General features: G+C 59.5%; 18 protein-coding genes and 2 pseudogenes. 12 read left to right on the top strand and 8 right to left on the bottom strand.

From position 1 onward, the window contains the following. Positions 1–243: 243 nt before the first annotated feature. Positions 244–1,164 carry a histone deacetylase gene (locus F8N21_RS05560; protein ID WP_150641175.1) on the bottom strand — a complete coding sequence of 307 codons (921 nt, stop codon included), beginning with the start codon at positions 1,162–1,164 and terminating at the stop codon, positions 244–246. An 85-nt stretch (positions 1,165–1,249) separates the two neighbouring features. On the opposite strand from F8N21_RS05560, the gene F8N21_RS05555 reads away from it, so the two are divergent. From F8N21_RS05555 to F8N21_RS05545, 3 genes are all read left to right on the top strand, one after another. Further along, complete coding sequence (locus tag F8N21_RS05555) at positions 1,250–1,819, top strand: GNAT family N-acetyltransferase (RefSeq protein ID WP_150641174.1); 570 nt, start codon at positions 1,250–1,252, stop codon at positions 1,817–1,819. A 106-nt stretch (positions 1,820–1,925) separates the two neighbouring features. Continuing rightward, positions 1,926–2,795, top strand: coding sequence for an acyl-CoA thioesterase II (gene tesB / locus F8N21_RS05550; RefSeq protein WP_150641173.1), 870 nt, complete (start codon positions 1,926–1,928; stop codon positions 2,793–2,795). Continuing rightward, complete coding sequence (locus tag F8N21_RS05545) at positions 2,792–3,385, top strand: HAD family hydrolase (protein WP_150641172.1); 594 nt, start codon at positions 2,792–2,794, stop codon at positions 3,383–3,385. The genes tesB and F8N21_RS05545 overlap by 4 nt, the downstream gene beginning before the upstream one ends. A gap of 30 nt (positions 3,386–3,415) precedes the next feature. Here F8N21_RS05545 and F8N21_RS05540 read toward each other — a convergent pair whose 3' ends face one another. The 3 genes from F8N21_RS05540 to F8N21_RS05530 all read right to left on the bottom strand — a co-directional run bounded on the left by F8N21_RS05540 (position 3,416) and on the right by F8N21_RS05530 (position 6,290). Beyond that, positions 3,416–4,372, bottom strand: a complete 957-nt coding sequence (locus F8N21_RS05540) for an alpha/beta hydrolase (protein ID WP_150641171.1) — start codon at positions 4,370–4,372, stop codon at positions 3,416–3,418. After that, entirely contained in the window at positions 4,372–5,265 is an 894-nt protein-coding gene (locus F8N21_RS05535; RefSeq protein WP_150641170.1) for a neutral zinc metallopeptidase, read from the bottom strand. Before F8N21_RS05535 ends, F8N21_RS05540 begins: the two co-directional genes overlap by 1 nt. Before the next feature lie 158 nt (positions 5,266–5,423). Then, positions 5,424–6,290 (bottom strand): neutral zinc metallopeptidase, encoded by an 867-nt coding sequence (locus F8N21_RS05530; RefSeq protein WP_150641169.1) that lies wholly within the window; start codon positions 6,288–6,290, stop codon positions 5,424–5,426. A gap of 180 nt (positions 6,291–6,470) precedes the next feature. Between F8N21_RS05530 and F8N21_RS05525 the strand changes: the two genes are divergently transcribed. The 4 genes and pseudogenes from F8N21_RS05525 to F8N21_RS05510 all read left to right on the top strand — a co-directional run bounded on the left by F8N21_RS05525 (position 6,471) and on the right by F8N21_RS05510 (position 9,243). Further along, positions 6,471–7,247: an IclR family transcriptional regulator gene (locus F8N21_RS05525; RefSeq protein ID WP_150641168.1), complete on the top strand. Its 777-nt coding sequence runs from the start codon at positions 6,471–6,473 to the stop codon at positions 7,245–7,247. A gap of 112 nt (positions 7,248–7,359) precedes the next feature. Further along, positions 7,360–8,238, top strand: a complete 879-nt coding sequence (locus F8N21_RS05520; protein WP_150641167.1) for a DMT family transporter — start codon at positions 7,360–7,362, stop codon at positions 8,236–8,238. A 28-nt stretch (positions 8,239–8,266) separates the two neighbouring features. Beyond that, a pseudogene (locus tag F8N21_RS05515) lies at positions 8,267–8,461 on the top strand (4-hydroxyphenylpyruvate dioxygenase); the annotation flags it as partial. Between the two features lie 104 nt (positions 8,462–8,565). Continuing rightward, on the top strand, positions 8,566–9,243 hold the full coding sequence (locus tag F8N21_RS05510; protein WP_150641166.1) for a TetR/AcrR family transcriptional regulator: 678 nt from the start codon (positions 8,566–8,568) through the stop codon (positions 9,241–9,243). 120 nt (positions 9,244–9,363) lie between these two features. Here F8N21_RS05510 and F8N21_RS05505 read toward each other — a convergent pair. Continuing rightward, positions 9,364–9,622: pseudogene (locus tag F8N21_RS05505) on the bottom strand (shikimate dehydrogenase); the annotation flags it as partial. 194 nt (positions 9,623–9,816) lie between these two features. Here F8N21_RS05505 and F8N21_RS05500 point away from each other — a divergent pair. Together F8N21_RS05500 and F8N21_RS05495 are read left to right on the top strand one after the other, a co-directional pair. Continuing rightward, positions 9,817–10,245 (top strand): DUF4160 domain-containing protein, encoded by a 429-nt coding sequence (locus F8N21_RS05500; RefSeq protein WP_150641165.1) that lies wholly within the window; start codon positions 9,817–9,819, stop codon positions 10,243–10,245. Beyond that, positions 10,242–10,688: a DUF2442 domain-containing protein gene (locus F8N21_RS05495; RefSeq protein WP_150641164.1), complete on the top strand. Its 447-nt coding sequence runs from the start codon at positions 10,242–10,244 to the stop codon at positions 10,686–10,688. Before F8N21_RS05500 ends, F8N21_RS05495 begins: the two co-directional genes overlap by 4 nt. A gap of 65 nt (positions 10,689–10,753) precedes the next feature. Here the strand turns inward: F8N21_RS05495 and trmA are convergent, their stop codons facing one another. Both trmA and F8N21_RS05485 read right to left on the bottom strand, forming a co-directional pair. Then, a complete protein-coding gene (gene trmA / locus F8N21_RS05490) occupies positions 10,754–11,842 on the bottom strand; it encodes a tRNA (uridine(54)-C5)-methyltransferase TrmA (RefSeq protein WP_150641163.1) in 1,089 nt (362 codons plus the stop codon). Then, positions 11,839–13,134 (bottom strand): NCS2 family permease, encoded by a 1,296-nt coding sequence (locus F8N21_RS05485; protein ID WP_150641162.1) that lies wholly within the window; start codon positions 13,132–13,134, stop codon positions 11,839–11,841. Before F8N21_RS05485 ends, trmA begins: the two co-directional genes overlap by 4 nt. Positions 13,135–13,340: 206 nt before the next feature. Between F8N21_RS05485 and F8N21_RS05480 the strand changes: the two genes are divergently transcribed. Then, positions 13,341–13,796 carry a DUF4879 domain-containing protein gene (locus F8N21_RS05480; RefSeq protein WP_150641161.1) on the top strand — a complete coding sequence of 152 codons (456 nt, stop codon included), beginning with the start codon at positions 13,341–13,343 and terminating at the stop codon, positions 13,794–13,796. A 66-nt stretch (positions 13,797–13,862) separates the two neighbouring features. Further along, on the top strand, positions 13,863–14,414 hold the full coding sequence (locus F8N21_RS05475) for a DJ-1 family glyoxalase III (protein WP_150641160.1): 552 nt from the start codon (positions 13,863–13,865) through the stop codon (positions 14,412–14,414). A 22-nt stretch (positions 14,415–14,436) separates the two neighbouring features. Here F8N21_RS05475 and F8N21_RS05470 read toward each other — a convergent pair whose 3' ends face one another. Next, a complete protein-coding gene (locus tag F8N21_RS05470) occupies positions 14,437–15,675 on the bottom strand; it encodes an MFS transporter (RefSeq protein ID WP_150641159.1) in 1,239 nt (412 codons plus the stop codon). A 524-nt stretch (positions 15,676–16,199) separates the two neighbouring features. On the opposite strand from F8N21_RS05470, the gene F8N21_RS05465 reads away from it, so the two are divergent. Then, positions 16,200–17,633: a cytochrome ubiquinol oxidase subunit I gene (locus F8N21_RS05465; RefSeq protein ID WP_150641158.1), complete on the top strand. Its 1,434-nt coding sequence runs from the start codon at positions 16,200–16,202 to the stop codon at positions 17,631–17,633. Position 17,634: the final 1 nt, after the last annotated feature.

Here is a 17,634-nt window from a genome sequence, read left to right as displayed (position 1 = left end):
CAGCTGCCGAAGGCTGCGTTCGGCTGCGAAGCAGTCGTAAAATCAGGCACCGCGATACTCCAGACAAACCGTGCGGTTCGCGTAACGTCTTACCTGACCGGCATTAGGGTTTGCCCGCGACGCTTTTGGTTGATCAAAAAACAACCAGTAGTCTGCAGGCTATATACACGCTGGCCTGCAGGGCCTTTCACTCAGGTTATCCACAGGCAGTTCCACAGGCATTGTGGGTAAAGCATCCACAACTCAGTGACAACCTGATGACGCCCAGACCCGTTGCGCGCTGTGATGGAGAATCCCATGGCGTCGCGCCAGCGCTTTGCGGTCCTTGCTGTAACCGCCACCAATCACCCCGACCACCGGGATGTCGCGCCCCAGGCAGTGGCGCAGCACGCTTTCATCACGAGCGGCGACGCCCTGGTCGGTCAGTTTCAGGTAGCCCAGCGCGTCATCCATATGCACGTCCACCCCGGCGTCATACAGCACCAGGTCCGGCTGGTAGAGCGGCAGCAGGTAGTTCAAGGCATCGTCGACCACCTTGAGGTAGTCCCCATCACCCATGCCCATGGGCAGCGGGATGTCCCAATCGCTTTGGGCTTTACGTGCCGGAAAATTCTTTTCGCAATGCAGGGAGACGGTCACAGCGTCCGGTGTATTTTCCAGAATGCGTGCAGTGCCGTCACCCTGGTGTACGTCGCAATCGAAGATCAAGACCCGGCCCACCCGGCCGCTTTCCAGCAGGTAGCGGCTGATCACCGCCAGGTCGTTGAAAATGCAGAACCCGGCCGGATGGTCGTAATGGGCGTGATGTGTACCGCCAGCCAGGTGACAGGCCAGGCCATGTTCCAGTGCCTGCTCGGCGGCCAGCAGCGAGCCGCCGACCGCACGCACGGTACGCCGGGCCAGTGCTTCGCTCCAGGGCAGGCCGAGACGTCGTTGATCTTCGCGGGACAATTCGCCGCTCATATAACGTTCGATGTACCCAGGGTCATGGGCGAGGGCGAGAATCTCCGACGGGCACAACTGCGGGCGTAGCAGCTCGGGGTCGCGGGTCAGGCCACTGTCGACCAGGTGATCGCGCAGCAGGCGAAATTTGTCCATGGGGAAGCGATGTTCCGCCGGAAACTCGGGACTGTAGTCTTCGTGATAGATCAGCGGCAGCGGCATGGCAGATTTATCTAGGCAGCATGTAGGAATGAGTGAAGGATCCTACCAGCGATGTAGACTTGCGACATGGAAATGGAGGGGCACGATGGAGTCGATACTGGAACTTGAGAGCGCACGATTGCTGTTGCGTCAGTGGCAAGATGGTGATTTGCCGGAATTCGCAGCCATGTGCGCCGATCCCCAGGTCATGCGTTATTTCCCGGCACCCTTGAGCCGTCTGGAAAGTGCCGGATTGATCGGGCGAATACGCGGACATTTTGCCGAACATGGCTTCGGATTCTGGGCGCTGGAGCGCAAGGATACCGGGGATTTTATTGGATTTACCGGCCTGTTGCATGTCGGATTCGACGCAACGTTTACTCCTGCGGTGGAAATCGGCTGGCGTCTGGCTCGTGAACATTGGGGATTGGGCTATGCCAGCGAAGCAGCCTGGACCGCTCTGCGTTGCGGCTTTGACCGGTTGTTGCTGAAGGATATCGTGGCGTTTACCACCGCGAGCAACCTGCCGTCGCAGAAAGTCATGCAGGCGATTGGCATGCAACACGACCCGACGCACGACTTCGAGCATCCGAAGCTCGGCAGCGATGATCCGTTGCGCCATCATGTGCTGTACCGCATCACTCGTGAACAATGGCTGGAAACCTTGCATGGATAAGCCTGCCTGGACGTTTACAATGGGTCCATTGTTGGCTCGGGCCAAAAACTGAATCGACCGCCGCAGCCAAGACTGCGCGGCATTGCTCTGTGTGAGGAGAGTCTGAATGAGCCACGTGTTGGAAGATCTGGTCGACCTGCTGACCCTGGAACCGATCGAAGAAAACCTCTTTCGCGGTCGCAGCCAGGACCTGGGTTTTCGCCAGCTGTTCGGTGGCCAGGTACTCGGCCAGTCGTTGTCGGCGGCCAGCCAGACGGTAGAAGAAGCGCGCCATGTGCATTCGATGCATGGTTATTTTCTGCGCCCGGGTGATGCCGGTTTACCGGTGGTCTATCAGGTTGATCGGGTGCGTGATGGTGGCAGCTTCAGTACCCGTCGCGTCACGGCGATCCAGAAGGGCAATCCGATCTTCACCTGCAGCGCGTCGTTCCAGTTTGACGAAAAAGGTTTCGAACACCAGCAGCAGATGCCGCAAGTGGTCGGCCCGGAGAATCTGCCGTCGGAACTGGAGATCACCCAGCAGTATGCGCATCTGATCCCGGAGCACATGCGCGATAAGCTGCTGTGCGCCAAGCCGATCGAAGTGCGCCCGGTGACGGAAAAAGACCCCTACAACCCGCAACCCGGCGATCCGATCAAATACGTCTGGTTCCGCGCCGACGGAGCCTTGGCCGACTCGCCGGCACTGCACAAGTACCTGCTGGCCTATGCATCGGACTTCGGCTTGTTGACCACCTCGCTGATGCCCCATGGCAAGTCGGTCTGGCAGAAAGACATGCAGGTCGCCAGCCTCGACCATGCCTTGTGGTTCCATGGTGACCTGCGCGCCGATGACTGGCTGCTCTATGCGATGGACAGCCCGTGGGCTGGCAATTCCCGTGGTTTTTCCCGTGGCAGCGTGTTCAATCGCGCCGGGCAACTGGTGGCGTCGGTCACTCAGGAAGGCCTGATTCGTCATCGCAAGGATTGGGCATGAGTCTGGGCGAAGTGCGGTACTGGGTGTTCGACATGGACGGCACGCTGACAATTGCCGTGCACGACTTCGCGGCGATTCGCGAAGCGCTGGCGATTCCCGCTGAACACGACATCCTGACCCACCTCGCCGCGCTGCCGGCCGATGAGGCTGCGGCCAAACATGCCTGGTTGCTTGAACACGAGCGTGATCTGGCACTGGGTTCGCGGCCGGCTCCTGGCGCGGTGGAGTTGGTGCGTGAGTTGGCGGGGCGCGGATATCGCCTTGGCATCCTGACCCGCAACGCCCGTGAGCTGGCCCATGTGACTCTGGAAGCGATCGGTCTGGCGGACTGCTTTGCGGTGGAGGATGTGCTGGGCCGCGATGAAGCCCCGCCCAAACCCCATCCGGGTGGCTTGCTGAAACTGGCCCAGGCCTGGAATGTGGCGCCCGGCGAATTGGTGATGGTCGGGGATTATCGCTTCGACCTGGACTGCGGCAGGGCGGCGGGTGCGCGGACCGTGCTGGTCAATCTGCCGGATAATCCGTGGCCGGAATTGACCGATTGGCATGCGCAGGATTGTCTGGCGTTGCGGCAAATGTTGTCTGCTTGAAGATCAAAAGATCGCAGCCTGCGGCAGCTCCTACCTGAACAACGCTTTTTGCCCCTCAGGCGAGGTAAACATCGCGTCCCCATCATGCCCAACCCCGGGCACTTCGATCAGTTGCTGACTCAACCCTTGAGTGTGGCGCCGCTTCAGATAGTTAAAATAGTTGTGCCCGCGGATCAACCGATTCACGCCTTGGGCCTGGGCCTCACAACCTTTATCCAGCGCCGGTTGATTCGAGTCGTTGTCCTGCTGCCCGAGTAAATAACTGACGTCACGTTTGACGTAGATTTCCTCCAGTTGTGCGGGTGTTTGCCCTCCGGCATAGGCGGGCAAGTCCTTCAGCCCGTACTTCCATCGGTTGAAGTTCGGACAACCAGCGTGATTGAAGGCTACCGGCCGTTGCTCATTGAAATATGCGTACGACGAGGGATTGGCGATCACATAGCGCACTTGCACGCCGGCTGATTTGAGGGCTGGCTGATCCTGACTCAACAATGCGTAGCGCTGAACCACCTGAGCGCCACCGGAGTGACCGGCGATGACGACTTCCTTCACGTCCGGAAACTGTTGGTGATCACCCAGCCGGGCGACAATTTCGTCGATAACAGTGTAGGAACTCAGAGGGTTTTGACCTGTGGATAAGCCGCCGACCATCCAGTCATCGCCCTGCCAGCGCAACACGTTGTCAGGCAGGTGATGGCGAGCGATATCGGTTTCATTGAGAAATTGCGGGACGATCACCAGCGTGGTCATGCTTTGCCCGGCCTGGTCGGCCGCGTGTTCAGCGCTCTTGCGGTAGGTTTCAGCATCCCGAGAACGACCATGGATGACGATCAGCATACGCTCGATTTTTAACGGTGACGGGCCTACGCTCACCGCCATCTCGCCGCCTTTCAACTTCAGGCGCCCGGAGCTGATCGTCTCAGCTCCAGGCTCGGCAGCCTGGGTGCTGGCGCAGGTGATCAGTAGAGCCAGCAGCCACATACGCATTACAGGTTCCTCGCGGCAAAAGTGTCGCACTGGCTGACCTGGCCTTGAGCAAATCCGGTCTTGAACCAGCGAACCCGTTGCACCGAGGAGCCATGGGTGAACGAGTCCGGCACCACGCGGCCCTGACCCTGGTGTTGCAAGCGGTCGTCGCCGATGGCGTTGGCCGCGTTCAGTGCTTCCTCGATGTCACCCGGCTCCAGCCAGTTCAAACGTTTCTGCGCATTGTTGGCCCAGACCCCCGCCAGGCAGTCGGCCTGCAGTTCCTGACGCACCAGCAGGCCGCCGTCGCCTTCCATACGCTGGCCCTGTTGCCGGGCAGCCTGGATTTTCGCGGACACCCCGAGCAGGGTTTGTACGTGATGACCGATTTCATGGGCGATCACGTAGGCCTGCGCAAAGTCGCCGGCCGCAGAAAAACGCTGGGACATCTCCCGGAAAAAACTCATGTCCAGGTAAACCTTCTGGTCCGCCGGGCAATAGAAAGGGCCCGTGGCAGAGGTCGCAAAGCCGCAGGCGGAGTTCACCCCGTTGCTGAACAGGATCAGCGTCGGGTTCCTGTAATTGCGCCCGGCCTGCTGGAAAATCTGACCCCAGGTGTCCTCGGTGTCACCCAGGATGGAACGAACGAATTCCGCCTGCTCATCATTGGCCGGTGGCGCCTTGCGAGACTGTTGAGTGGCCGGTGCCGATTGCTCGCTCATCTGCCCGGTCAGTTCCCCGAGAATCTGCATCGGATCCTGACCGGTTAACCAGCCAATGCCGACTATCAACACAATGGCCGTCAGGCTCAGGCCCTTGCCACCACCGAAACGCATCCCACCACCGCCACCGCCAGTGTCGTCACCGCGAGCATCCACCACGTTGTCACTGCGCCGGCCTTTTTTCCATAGCATGTGGGAATCCTCTGGTTGGTTTGCTGATGAGTGTTGCTGCTGAGCGGGACGGATGCCAGTCCGGTTGTCAGACAGTGACGAGGGACAAAGTTCAGTCGCGGGCCGCATCCCACTGCTTCAGCATAGCGAGCGGGAGGTTTTGCGCTCCGGTGATGGTATTACAGGTCAGCGGCGAAGGTGTCGCAATCGTTGATCCGGCCTTTGGCAAAACCGGTCTGGAACCATTGTGCACGCTGGGCCGAGGTACCATGGCTGAATGTCTCTGGCGACTGTGCGCGGTTCCGGTTGCGCTGAGCATAGTCGTCGCCGAATACTGCTGCGGCATGCAGCGCCTCTTCGATATCTCCGGGCTCCAGCCAGTTCAGCCGCTGCTGTGCGTGGTGGGCCCAGACGCCGGCCAGGCAATCGGCCTGCAGTTCTGAACGAACCTCCAGGCCATTCGCGCCAACCACCGGTTGATCGGTGTTCAGTGCATCGTCGAGGGCTTGTGTCAGACCGAGTACCTTCTGCACGTGATGGCCGACTTCATGGGCGATCACGTAGGCCTGGGCGAAGTCGCCGACCACTGCATAGCGCTGCGCCATCTCGCGAAAAAATTCCAGATCCAGATACACCTTCTGGTCCTGAGGGCAATAGAAGGGACCGATGGCAGAGCGGGCAAAACCACATCCGGAGACCACTCCGTTGTCGAACAGGGTCAGGGTCGGTTCCGGGTAGCGTTCACCCAATTGCTCGAATATCGGCCGCCAAGTGTCTTCGGTATCACCGAGCACCGACTCGACAAACGCCTGTTGGGTATCTTCGGCGACGGATGTGTCAATGGCTGGCGCGTCGAGTCCTTCAATAGGGGCGGTGTCCGGTCGAACCTGGTCGAGCGGCGGATTGACACCGACATACAGGCCGATGCCCGCCAGTGCAATGGCGCCGAGACCCAGGCCCAGTTTTTTACCACTCAACGTGCGCGTTTGCCGGCCATCGCGCGCGTCCTCCACATTGTCACTGCGTCTTGCTTTGTTCCATAACATTGATCGTGCTCTCCATAGCGGGATCGGCGTGAATCGCCTTTTCTATAGATAGTCCGAATGCCGTTTCGGCGATGGAAAAATGTGTAAATGCAGATAACGCCAGGTGTCAGGCATCAAGGCGAAAGATTCAGGCGGATTGTTATATTATGGAACTTTATTCCAATATATTTGGACCCCCCTATGGCAGGCAGTCAAATCGAACGCGTTTTCAGCGTTCTGGAAAATCTCACCAGTGACCCGCGGGGTCTGCCGATGCAGACCCTGGCGCAGCAGTTGGATATCCCCAAAAGCGCCACCCACCGGCTGCTCGCCGAGCTGATTCGACTGGGCTATGTACGGCAGAATCCAGACAATCTGCGTTATCACCTGTCGACCAAACTGGTTGCCATGGGTTTTCGTTACCTGGCCAGCAGCGGTGCGGATATCGTTCAGCCGGTACTTGATCGCCTGGCACAGGAAACCGGAGAGTTGGTGCGCCTCGGAGTGATCGAGGGAGAGCGCCAGATCTGGATCGCCAAGTCTCAGGGGGCTCGTTCCGGCCTGCGTTACGACCCCGACATGGGCCGCGATGCGCCACTGTTCTATACCGCTTCCGGACATGCCTGGCTGGCGTGTCTGAGCGATGCCGAAGCTCTGTCGCTGGTTGAACGACAGGCTGCGGACGTCCCGCTGGAGCTGGGTCCGAATGCGCCACGTACCAATATCGAACTGCTCGAACGTTTGCGCCTGGCCCGCGAGCACGGTTATGCCTGGGTCGAGGAGAGTTCGGCGGTCGGCACCTCGGCGATTGCCGCGGTGGTGCGTCATCCGCTGGATGGACGGGTGGTCGGCGTGCTCAGCATCGCCGGGCCAAGTGCGCGGATGACCCACGCAAGGCTCCATGAGCTGGCGCCGCTGCTGCTGAAGTTTGCTGACGAGTTGTCGGTGGCGAGCCAGGCGTCAGAGTTGTTTAGTTGATCAATGTTCCTTCCTGAAAGTGTTCGCTGATCGCACAGCTTTTTGTTCGTCTCTTGATTGAAATTGGAACTGAGTTCTAAATAACCTTTATGCGTTACTCAAGAGAGCCCTCATGACCCTCAGCACACCTCTTTCCGGTGTCAATCAGCCCCTCAAGGGCATTCTGCTGGTCGTCGTGGCGACCTTTCTGTTTTCCAGCCATGACGCCTTGTCGAAATACCTTTCTGGTTTCTACCCGGTGGTGATGGTGGTCTGGGCACGGTATCTGGTTCACACCTTGCTTATGGCCGGGATTTTCCTGCCGCAATCGGGGTTGCGGGTATTGCGCAGTAAACGTCCGCTGTTGCAATTTTTGCGGGCGCTGTGCCTGCTCAGTACCAGCTTGTTGTTCACTACCGGCCTGTTGTTCATTCCGCTGGCCGAAGCGACGGCGGTGAATTTTCTTGCGCCGGTTCTGGTCACTGCGCTGTCGGTGCCGCTGCTCGGCGAGCACGTGACCCGCGGCCAATGGCTGGCGGTGATCTGTGGATTTGTAGGGGTGTTGATCATCGTCCATCCCGGTGGCGAGTTGTTTACCCCTGCAGTACTACTGCCATTCTGCTCGGCGCTATTTTTCTGCTTCTATCAGTTGCTCACGCGCAAACTCAGTGAGCTCGACAGCCCGACTACCAGTAACTTCTTTGCCGGCCTGTGCAATACCCTGGTGATGAGTGCTTTGGTGCCGTTCTTCTGGCAAGCGCCAGGCGTTGGCGATGGTTTGCTGATGGTGGCGCTGGGGGCTTTTGGCATGACGGCGCATCTGTTCCTGACCCAGGCGTTCCGCCTCGCGGCACCGGCGTTGCTGGCGCCTTTTGGTTATTGCCAGATTGTCTTCGCCGGTCTGCTTGGCTGGCTGCTGTTTTCCCACACGCCGAGCCTGACTACCGTGTTTGGCATCGGGGTGATTTGTCTGAGCGGGCTGGCGGCGGTCTGGCAACAGCGGCGCCAGTGATGGAGCCACGCCGCAGAGAGGCGCAGGCAACGTGTTGTATGACCGCGACGCACAAGGCGGCGAGTTGTTCCATGTTTATACCGAACCCTTCGAAGGGCGTTTCTTCTTCGAGATTATCCAGCGCAAGAATGGCTACGCGGGTTATGGCGCGGCGAACGTCGCGGTGCGTTTGGCTGCGATGGCCAAGTCGCGCAGTGGGAGGATACGTCACGCCAAGTTGTAGGAGTTTCGTAATGAGAGGTGGTAAACCGCCGCCGCCGTGCTTTCTTTCACGGCGCGGCGCGGCCCATAATCGGCAGTCTGTGCAGTGATGGCCTTGAGCCCGGAATGACAATGACCCCAGAACTCTCTGCAGCGCCCGACGAGCCTGCTCTCGCGCCGCGCAAGAGTCGCAAGAACAACCCGGAAAAGACCCGCGAGAACATTCTTCAAGAAGCCATTGTCGAGTTCGTCCAGCAGGGGCTTTCGGGTGCTCGTGTGGATGCCATCGCCGAACGGACCCATACCTCGAAGCGCATGATCTATTACTACTTCGCCAGCAAGGAGCAGCTCTACGTCGAAGTGCTGGAAAAACTTTACGGTGATATCCGCAACACCGAAAGCCGTCTGCACCTGACTGAGCTGGAACCTCGGAAGGCGATTCGGCGGTTGGTGGAATTCACCTTCGATCACCACGACCGCAATGTCGACTTCGTGCGCATCGTCAGCATCGAGAACATTCACAACGCCGAGTATGTGAAGCAGTCCGATGCGATCAAGGCGATGAACAACACCATCCTCCATGTACTGGGCGAGATTCTCCAGCGCGGGGTCGAGGGAGGGTTGTTCCGCCGCGGGCTTGAACCGCTGGACGTGCATTTGCTGATCAGTTCGTTCTGCTTCTACCGGGTTTCGAACCGCCATACTTTCGGCGAAATCTTTCAGATCGACTTGCCGGACGAAGCGATCAAACAGCGCCATCGCGAGATGATTTGCGAGTCGGTGTTGAGGTATCTACAGGCCTGATGCCTCGAATCTGATGTGCTGCTTAAAAGATCGCAGCCTATCGGCAGCTCCTACGGGCTGCGGAACGGCATGACACCCCGCTGTCTGTAGGAGCTGCCGATAGGCTGCGATCTTTGCTTTTCAACCATTCATGCCCTGAAAATGCTCCAGCATCCGCTGCGCATCCGGCACCATCCCACTGAACAATTCAAACGCCTTCACCGCCTGGAACACCGCCATGGTGCCGCCATCCAGCGTGCGACACCCCAAAGCACGGGCGTTGCGCAGCAGTTCGGTTTCCAGCGGGAAGTAGACGATCTCCGCGACCCACAAGGCCGCGTGCAGCAACTCCACCCGGCACCGGCATGCCAGGCAGCTTGGCCATGCCCATCGGCGTGGTGATCGGATATTCAGCTCCAGGGCCGAGGGCGAAGGCTGTAAGGATTGCTTACTACTTTGCGGTGTGAGGCGAGAACCGTTGGCCGTCGCCAGAACTAATCTCAAGACCGCTAGCGGTGTGGAAAAACTGCCAGTCGTCGGATCAATGACAGAAACCAGGATCTATGAATTTAAAAACCTAACGGATGGGTTAGCATGAAGATATGCAAGTACAAAGGATTGGTGGTGGTGGTCATGCTGCGTGACGAACATTGTCCGCCTCACGTGCATGTGGACGGCGGCAGATGGAGTGCCCGTTTCAGATTCAGCTTCTGGCATAACGGCGTCGAGCTCTGGGATGTCATTCCTTATTCGCGCCGACCGCCCTTGGCGGTTCTTGAGGGGTTACGCCAGGAGCTGAAACAACCTGCCCATTTGCAGCAGGCTCGCAGAGTCTGGTGGAGCAGATTGAATACGGTCTGCCTGGACAATCAGTCATGGGATTGGCGGGCGGATGAAGTGGTTGCAACGAAGGGACCTGGGAGCACGACTTATCTGATTGAGTCTGCTCGCTATGAGATAGAAGGAAATAGAACCCTGCTGAGGCTGCTCGACGCGCCGGACGGGGTGGAGATCGAACTATGAAAACGCTACAGGCCAAGGCGCACATCGACCGGCCGGTGACCGAGGCCGTTCTGGATCAGGCGATAGAACGTGGTCAGGCGCGCCGCAGCGTTGGGGTTAACGCGACCACGGTGAAATTTCAGGAGCAGTGCCTGTCTATCGGTTTTGCAGACGGCAGCAGAATTCTCCTGCCGATAAAGAACTATCCGGAGTTCGATGATTTCTCAGTCGCGGATTTCGACGGGTTGGAGGTCGGTTTTGCAGGTGCCGCGATCTGTCATGAGGCGCGTGATTTACAGGTTTCCATTGCCGGCCTGATATCGGCCAGCAAGCCGTTGATGGATATGGCGGCGGTAGTGATCGCAGCGCGTAATGGTCGTCAGAGCAGTGAGGCCAAAGCCAGGGCGGCGCGTGCCAATGGCAGAAAGGGGGGGCGTCCGCGCAAGGTCGATGTTGCTCTTTGAACAGCCGGATGATCCAGACAAAACAGCCGTCATAACGACGGCTGTTGTTGTTTGTCAGATCGGTTTCAACGCCGGGTCAACAACACCCCGGACTCCATGTGATGGGTCCAGGGGAACTGGTCGAACATCGCACATTGAGTGATGCGGTGGGTGTCGTGCAGTTGCGCGATATTGGCCGCGAGGGTTTCCGGGTTGCACGAGATATAGAGGATATTCTCGAAGCGCCGGGTCAGCTCGCAGGTGTCCGGGTCCATGCCGGCGCGCGGCGGGTCGACGAACACGCTGCCGAACTCATAGCTCTTGAGGTCGATGCCGTGCAGGCGGCGGAACGGGCGAACCTCATTCAGCGCTTCGGTCAGTTCTTCGGCGGACAAGCGCACCAGGCTGACGTTATCCACAGCGTTTTCGCTGAGGTTGCTCAGGGCCGCATTCACTGAGGTCTTGCTGATTTCGGTGGCCAGCACCTTGCGCACGCGGGTCGCCAGCGGCAGGGTGAAGTTGCCGTTGCCGCAATACAACTCGAGCAAATCATCGGAACGCTCGCCGAGGGCTTCGAAGGCCCAGTTGAGCATCTTCTGGTTGACCGTGCCATTGGGTTGGGTGAACGCGCCCTCCGGTTGTCGGTAGCTGAACGTGCGGCCGCCGACGTCGAATTTTTCGACCACATAATCGTGGCCGATCACTTCACGTTTACCCTTGGAGCGGCCGATCACGCTGACATTCAAATCGGCGGCCAGCTGCCTGGCCGCCACATGCCAGTGCTCGTCCAGCGTGCGGTGGTAGCACAGGGTAATCACCGCATCACCGGCCAGGGTGGTCAGGAAATCCACCTGAAACAGCTTGTGACTCAAGGCTGCGCTGGCTTGCCACGCGGCTTTGAGCTGCGGCATCAATTGATTGATGCGCAGGCTGGCGATCGGGAACTCTTCGATCAGGATTGCCGTGTGATTGTTCCCCGGGGCGAACATCGCGTAGTGGCGCTGGCCGTCTTCGCGCCACAGGCGGAATTCGGCACGCAGCCGGTAATTTTTCAGCGGTGAATCGAACACCTGAGGCTCGGGCGCATCGAATGGCGCCAGCAATTCGCGCAGGCGCGCAGCTTTTTCATCGAGCTGAAGGGTGTAGGACCCGGAATCGAAAGACGGAGCACTCATGCGTTGAACCAACCCAACTTGATCACGAACAGAATCGATAGAATCACCAGCGCCGAGTTCAGTTCACGGCCACGACCGGACAACAGCTTGATGGCGGTCCAGGAAATGAAACCGAAGGCAATGCCGTTGGCGATCGAATAGGTGAACGGCATGGCCAGGGCGGTGACTACCACAGGCGCGGCGACGGTGATGTCGTCCCAGTCTATTTCAGCCAGGCCAGAGGTCATCAATACTGCGACGAACAGCAAGGCGGGTGCGGTAGCGAAGGGCGGAACGCTGGCGGCCAGTGGCGAAAAGAACAGCGCCAAGAGGAACAGGATGGCCACGACAACGGCGGTCAAACCGGTACGGCCACCGGCGCTGACGCCTGCTGCCGATTCGATGTAACTGGTGGTGGTCGAGGTGCCCAGCAAGGAACCGGCCATGGCCGCGGTACTGTCGGCAATCAACGCACGGCCCATTTTCGGCATGTGGCCGTCCTTGCCCATCAACCCGGCACGTTTGGCCACGCCGATCAGCGTGCCGGAGTTGTCGAACAGGTCAACGAACAGGAAGGCGAAGATTACACTGACCAGCCCGATGTCCAGCGCGCCCATGATGTCCAGTTGCAGGAAGGTCGGCGCCAGCGAGGGCGGCATCGACATCACGCCGCCGAACGGGGTGAAGCCCAGTGCAATGGAAACGATAGTCACCGAGAGAATACCGATCAGCACCGCGCCGCGAATCTTCAGCGCTTCGAGGGCGACGATCAGGGCGAAACCGAGGGTGGCGAGGATCGGCGCTGGTTGTTTCAGATCGCCGAGGCCAACCATGGTGGCCGGGTTGCTGACCACGATACCGGCGTTATGCAGGGCGATCAGCGCCAGAAACAAGCCAATACCGGCGGCAATTGCCGAGCGCAACGCCAGCGGGATACTGTTGATGATCCATTCGCGAATGCGGAAGATCGACAACAGGAAAAACATCACCGCCGAGATGAACACCGCTCCCAGCGCCACTTGCCAGGTATGGCCCATGTTCAGGACCACAGTGTAGGTAAAGAAGGCGTTCAAGCCCATGCCCGGTGCCAGGGCGATCGGGTAGTTGGCGATCAGGCCCATCACGGTCGAACCGATGGCCGCCGCCAGGCAGGTCGCGACAAACACCGCACCCTTGTCCATGCCGGTCTCGCCGAGGATGCTCGGGTTGACGAACAGAATGTAGGCCATGGCCAGGAAGGTCGTGAGGCCCGCAAGAATCTCGGTCCGCACGTTGGTGTTGTGTTCCTTGAGTTGAAACAGCCTTTCCAGCATGTCCGCTCCCCGTGGCGCGCCGGGCGCCGTGAATGTATCGACCTGGACAGCAAAGCACAGGGTGCCTGAAGCGCCTGTGGATATTCTGCGGGTCGGAAAAAGCCGCGCATCATACCAGCAGCTTGGGCCAATGGCTGCGATCGTCGGCGAAGTTTTGCCATGGCAGGGAGTGGGGCATACTGCGCGCAGGTTTTGGGGGGGGCGCTATGTATTGCATAAACAACCGTGTGGTTTTCCGCCTTGGGCTGTTGGGGGCCTTGCTGATGGGTGGGCAAACCGCTTCCGCCGCCTCGGCTGCGGCCTTGACTGAGGTCAGAATTCTCAAGGTCGAATCGCCAGCCTGTGGCTTTGAAGATGTGGCACAAGACCAGGCGCGGACGCGCTGCGATCACCAAGGGCCCGGCATCAAGGTCTATGTGCTGGAGCAGGGCTATGGCCGCGAGCCGAGGGTTGCACTGGATGGGCTCGTAGTGGACGGTACTCGTACACGGGTTTGCGCAAACGCCAGCGACAATCTGGTGGAGTGCTCCTCAACCGGGAAAATCGTCGGCTATCTGTATATCTTCGATCTGGCCGGTAAGCAGCAAGGGCATTTTACCTTCAGCAACACATCAATCAATGCGCCGCAAAACACGCTGACGGCGCAGATCTACATCAAGTAATCGAAGTGTCCGGACCTTTGTCGGGAAAGCTGACTAAGCTTGAACGATCACTGTGTGGAACTAGCCATGACCTTTAGAGCCCTGATCACCCTCGCCGAAGGTATCGACGACCTGCAAAGCGTGACCCTGATCGATGTGTTGCGCCGCGCCAAGATTGAAGTGGTAGTGGCCAGCATCGAAGGGCGGCGCATGCTTACCTGTGCCCGTGGTACCCGGGTGACTGCCGACGGTATGTTGGTGGATGTGCTGGCCCAGCATTTCGACTTGATCGTATTGCCCGGAGGAATGGTCGGTGTGCAGCATCTGGCGGCCTATCAACCCTTGCTGCAATTGGTCAAGGGCCAGGCGGCGGCCGGACGCCTGTTCGCAGGCATCGCCGAAGCCCCCGCAGTGGCCTTGCAGACTTACGGCGTTCTGCGCCAGCGCCGCATGACTTGCCTGCCAACCGTCAGCCATTATTTGTCCGGCTGCACCTTCATCGACCAGCCGATCGTGGTGGACGGCAACTGCATCACTGCCCAAGGTTCCGGTGCAACCCTGGAGTTGGCCTTGACCCTGGTGGAGCAATTGTGCGGCAAGGGCAAACGGGCGGCGGTGGCAGGGGATTTACTGGTTTAGCGCTTGCTCCCATCATTCTGCTTCAGGCTTTCGCTTCTTCTGCCGGTACATGCATATGGTCGCGCCGGGCCAGGGTCGGGAACAGTTTGACCCACACCCCGGTGACCACCAGGGTACCGATCCCGCCGAGCACCACCGCCGGTACCGTGCCCAACCAATGGGCGGTCACCCCGGATTCGAATTCGCCCAACTGGTTCGAAGCGCCGATGAACAATCCGTTCACGGCGCTGACCCGGCCGCGCATCTCGTCCGGGGTTTCCAGTTGCACGAAGGAGGCGCGGATCACCATGCTGATCATGTCCGCCGCGCCCAGCACCACCAGCACTGCGAGCGAGAACCAGAACGAGGTCGACAGTCCGAAGGCGATAGTCGCGACACCGAACACCCCGACCGCGGTGAACATGATTCGCCCGACCTGGCGTTCCACGGCGAAACGCGCCAACCACAGCGACATCAACAAAGCGCCGACCGCAGGGGCCGAGCGCAGCAATCCGAGACCCCAGGGCCCGGTGAGCAGGATGTCTTTGGCGAACACCGGCAGCAGCGCTGTCGCACCGCCCAGCAGCACGGCAAACAGGTCCAGGGAAATTGCCCCGAGAATGTCCGGACGACTGCGAATGAAGCGGATCCCGGCCAGCAGCGAATCAAGCGTGGCCTTGCCTTTGTTCAGCGGCGTTTGCCGGGCTGGCAGGTTGAGCATCAGCAGGCAGGCGATGAGGTACAAAATCACCGTGGGTCCGTAGACCCAGACGCTGCCGAAGGCGTAAAGCAGGCCGCCCAGGGCCGGGGCGACGATGGTCGCCGATTGCTGGGCCGACTGTGACGCGGCGACGGCTCGCGGGAACAGCGTGCAGGGGACAATGGTTGGCAGCAAGGCTTGGGTTGTCGGCATTTCGAACGAGCGGGCGGCACCCAGCAGAAAGGCGAGGATGAAGATCATTTCCCGGGTGACGTTCTCGGTGACACTGCCGATAACCAGCGCCAGGGCGATCAAGGCTTGCAGGGATTGGCAGAGGGCCGCGACCTTGCGTCGGTCATAACGATCCGCCACATGCCCGGTGTGGAGCATGAACAGCACCCGTGGTGCGAATTCCACCAGCCCGACCCAACCCAGGTCCAGGACACTGCCGGTCAGTTGGTAGAGGTTCCAGCCGATAGCCACGGTGAGCATCTGGAAACCACTGGCGGTAAACACCCGAGCCAGCCAGAACGCAATGAAAGGGCGGTGATGGCGCAACAGCAGCGGGGCTTGGCTAGGCATCTGAAGGCAGGGTCTGAGCTGGGGGAGAGGCGAGATTATCACCAGAATGTAACCAGAAGTTGCAGGCTCGGGAGATTTAGTTAGCTAGACACCTGGTTTGGCCATGACGATATCCCTGTGGCGACGGGGCTTGCCCCCGTTGGGGTGCGAAGCACCCCCAAACCCGGCCACCTCATTTTGTCTGGCACACCGCAATGGCTGGTTTTGCGACTGCTTCGCAGCCGAACGGGGGCAAGCCCCCTCGCCACAGTGTTCGGCGCCATAACGGGCAGTGTGCCGAGTGAGGCAACCTGTCACGCGACAAAAGACCACACAGTCCGGGCCGGAAAATGGGACTACTCTTTGGGCATTGCTTGATCCAGATCAATTCCTTTTCGGAAAAGCTCTGGCGGCCAGATGGCCAGAATCCCTGCGTTGTGTTGGTTTAAGAAGAACGAATTCGAATTCGCCGCACTCCATATCCGTGGGGGCAGTGGGTGCAGGCCTTCAGCCGGCAGCCGGTATTACCTGACAGAGGAAGACTTATGTTCGGTTTGGAGGCACTTGATCTCGCCCGAATTCAGTTCGCGTTCACCATTTCGTTTCACATCCTGTTTCCGGCCATCACCATTGGCCTGGCGAGTTACCTTGCGGTGCTCGAAGGCCTGTGGCTGAAGACCCATAACGATACCTACCGCGACCTGTATCACTTCTGGTCGAAGATCTTTGCCGTCAACTTCGGCATGGGGGTGGTGTCAGGGTTGGTCATGGCCTATCAGTTCGGCACCAACTGGAGCCGCTTCTCCGATTTCGCCGGCTCGGTCACCGGGCCGCTGCTGACGTATGAAGTGCTGACGGCGTTCTTTCTTGAAGCCGGTTTCCTCGGGGTGATGCTGTTCGGCTGGAACAAGGTCGGGCGTAAACTGCACTTCTTCGCCACCGTCATGGTGGCCATCGGTACGCTGATCTCGACCTTCTGGATTCTCGCCTCCAACAGCTGGATGCAAACCCCGCAAGGCTATGAAATCGTCAATGGTCAAGTGATTCCGGTGGATTGGCTGGCGGTGATTTTCAATCCGTCCTTCCCGTACCGTCTGCTGCACATGTCCACGGCCGCCTTCGTCGCTACCGCCTTCTTTGTCGGTTCCTCCGCGGCCTGGCATCTGTTGCGCGGTCGGGACAACCCGGCGATCCGCACGATGCTGTCGATGGCGATGTGGATGGCGCTGATTGTTGCGCCGATCCAGGCGGTGATCGGCGACTTCCATGGCCTCAATACCCTCAAGCACCAGCCGGCGAAAATCGCCGCGATCGAGGGGCACTGGGAGAATCACGGTGATGAGCCGACCCCGCTGATCCTGTTCGGCTGGCCGGACATGAAAGCCGAGAAGACGCGTTTTGCCGTTGAGGTACCCTACCTGGGCAGCCTGATCCTGACCCACTCGCTGGACAAGCAAGTACCGGCGCTCAAGGAGTTTGCACCTGAGGATCGGCCGAATTCGACCATTGTGTTCTGGTCGTTCCGGATCATGGTCGGGCTGGGCATGCTGATGATTTTTACCGGTTTGTGGAGCCTTTGGCTGCGCAAACGCGACACCCTCTACTCCTCCCGTCCGTTCCTGTACCTGGCGTTGTGGATGGGGCCATCCGGCCTGATCGCGATCCTGGCGGGCTGGTTCACTACCGAAATCGGTCGTCAGCCGTGGGTGGTCTACGGATTGATGCGCACGGCGGACGCCTCCTCCGGGCATAGCTTTACCCAGATGAGCATCACCCTGGCGCTATTCGTCGTGGTGTATTTCTCGCTGTTTGGCGCGGGCCTGGGTTACATGATGCGCTTGGTGCGCAAAGGTCCGGTGATCAACGAAGGCGCCGAGCCGAGCCACGGTGGTCCTGGCCAGAAACGTACGCCGGCCCGTCCGCTTTCCGCCGCTGATGATGATGGTGATCACAGCGATAGCCTGAACAAGGGGAATTGAG

This window comes from Pseudomonas fluorescens (assembly GCF_902497895.1).
GTDB classification, from domain to species: Bacteria; Pseudomonadota; Gammaproteobacteria; order Pseudomonadales; family Pseudomonadaceae; genus Aquipseudomonas; species Aquipseudomonas fluorescens_BP.
This window is presented reverse-complemented; position numbering and strand designations above follow the sequence as displayed.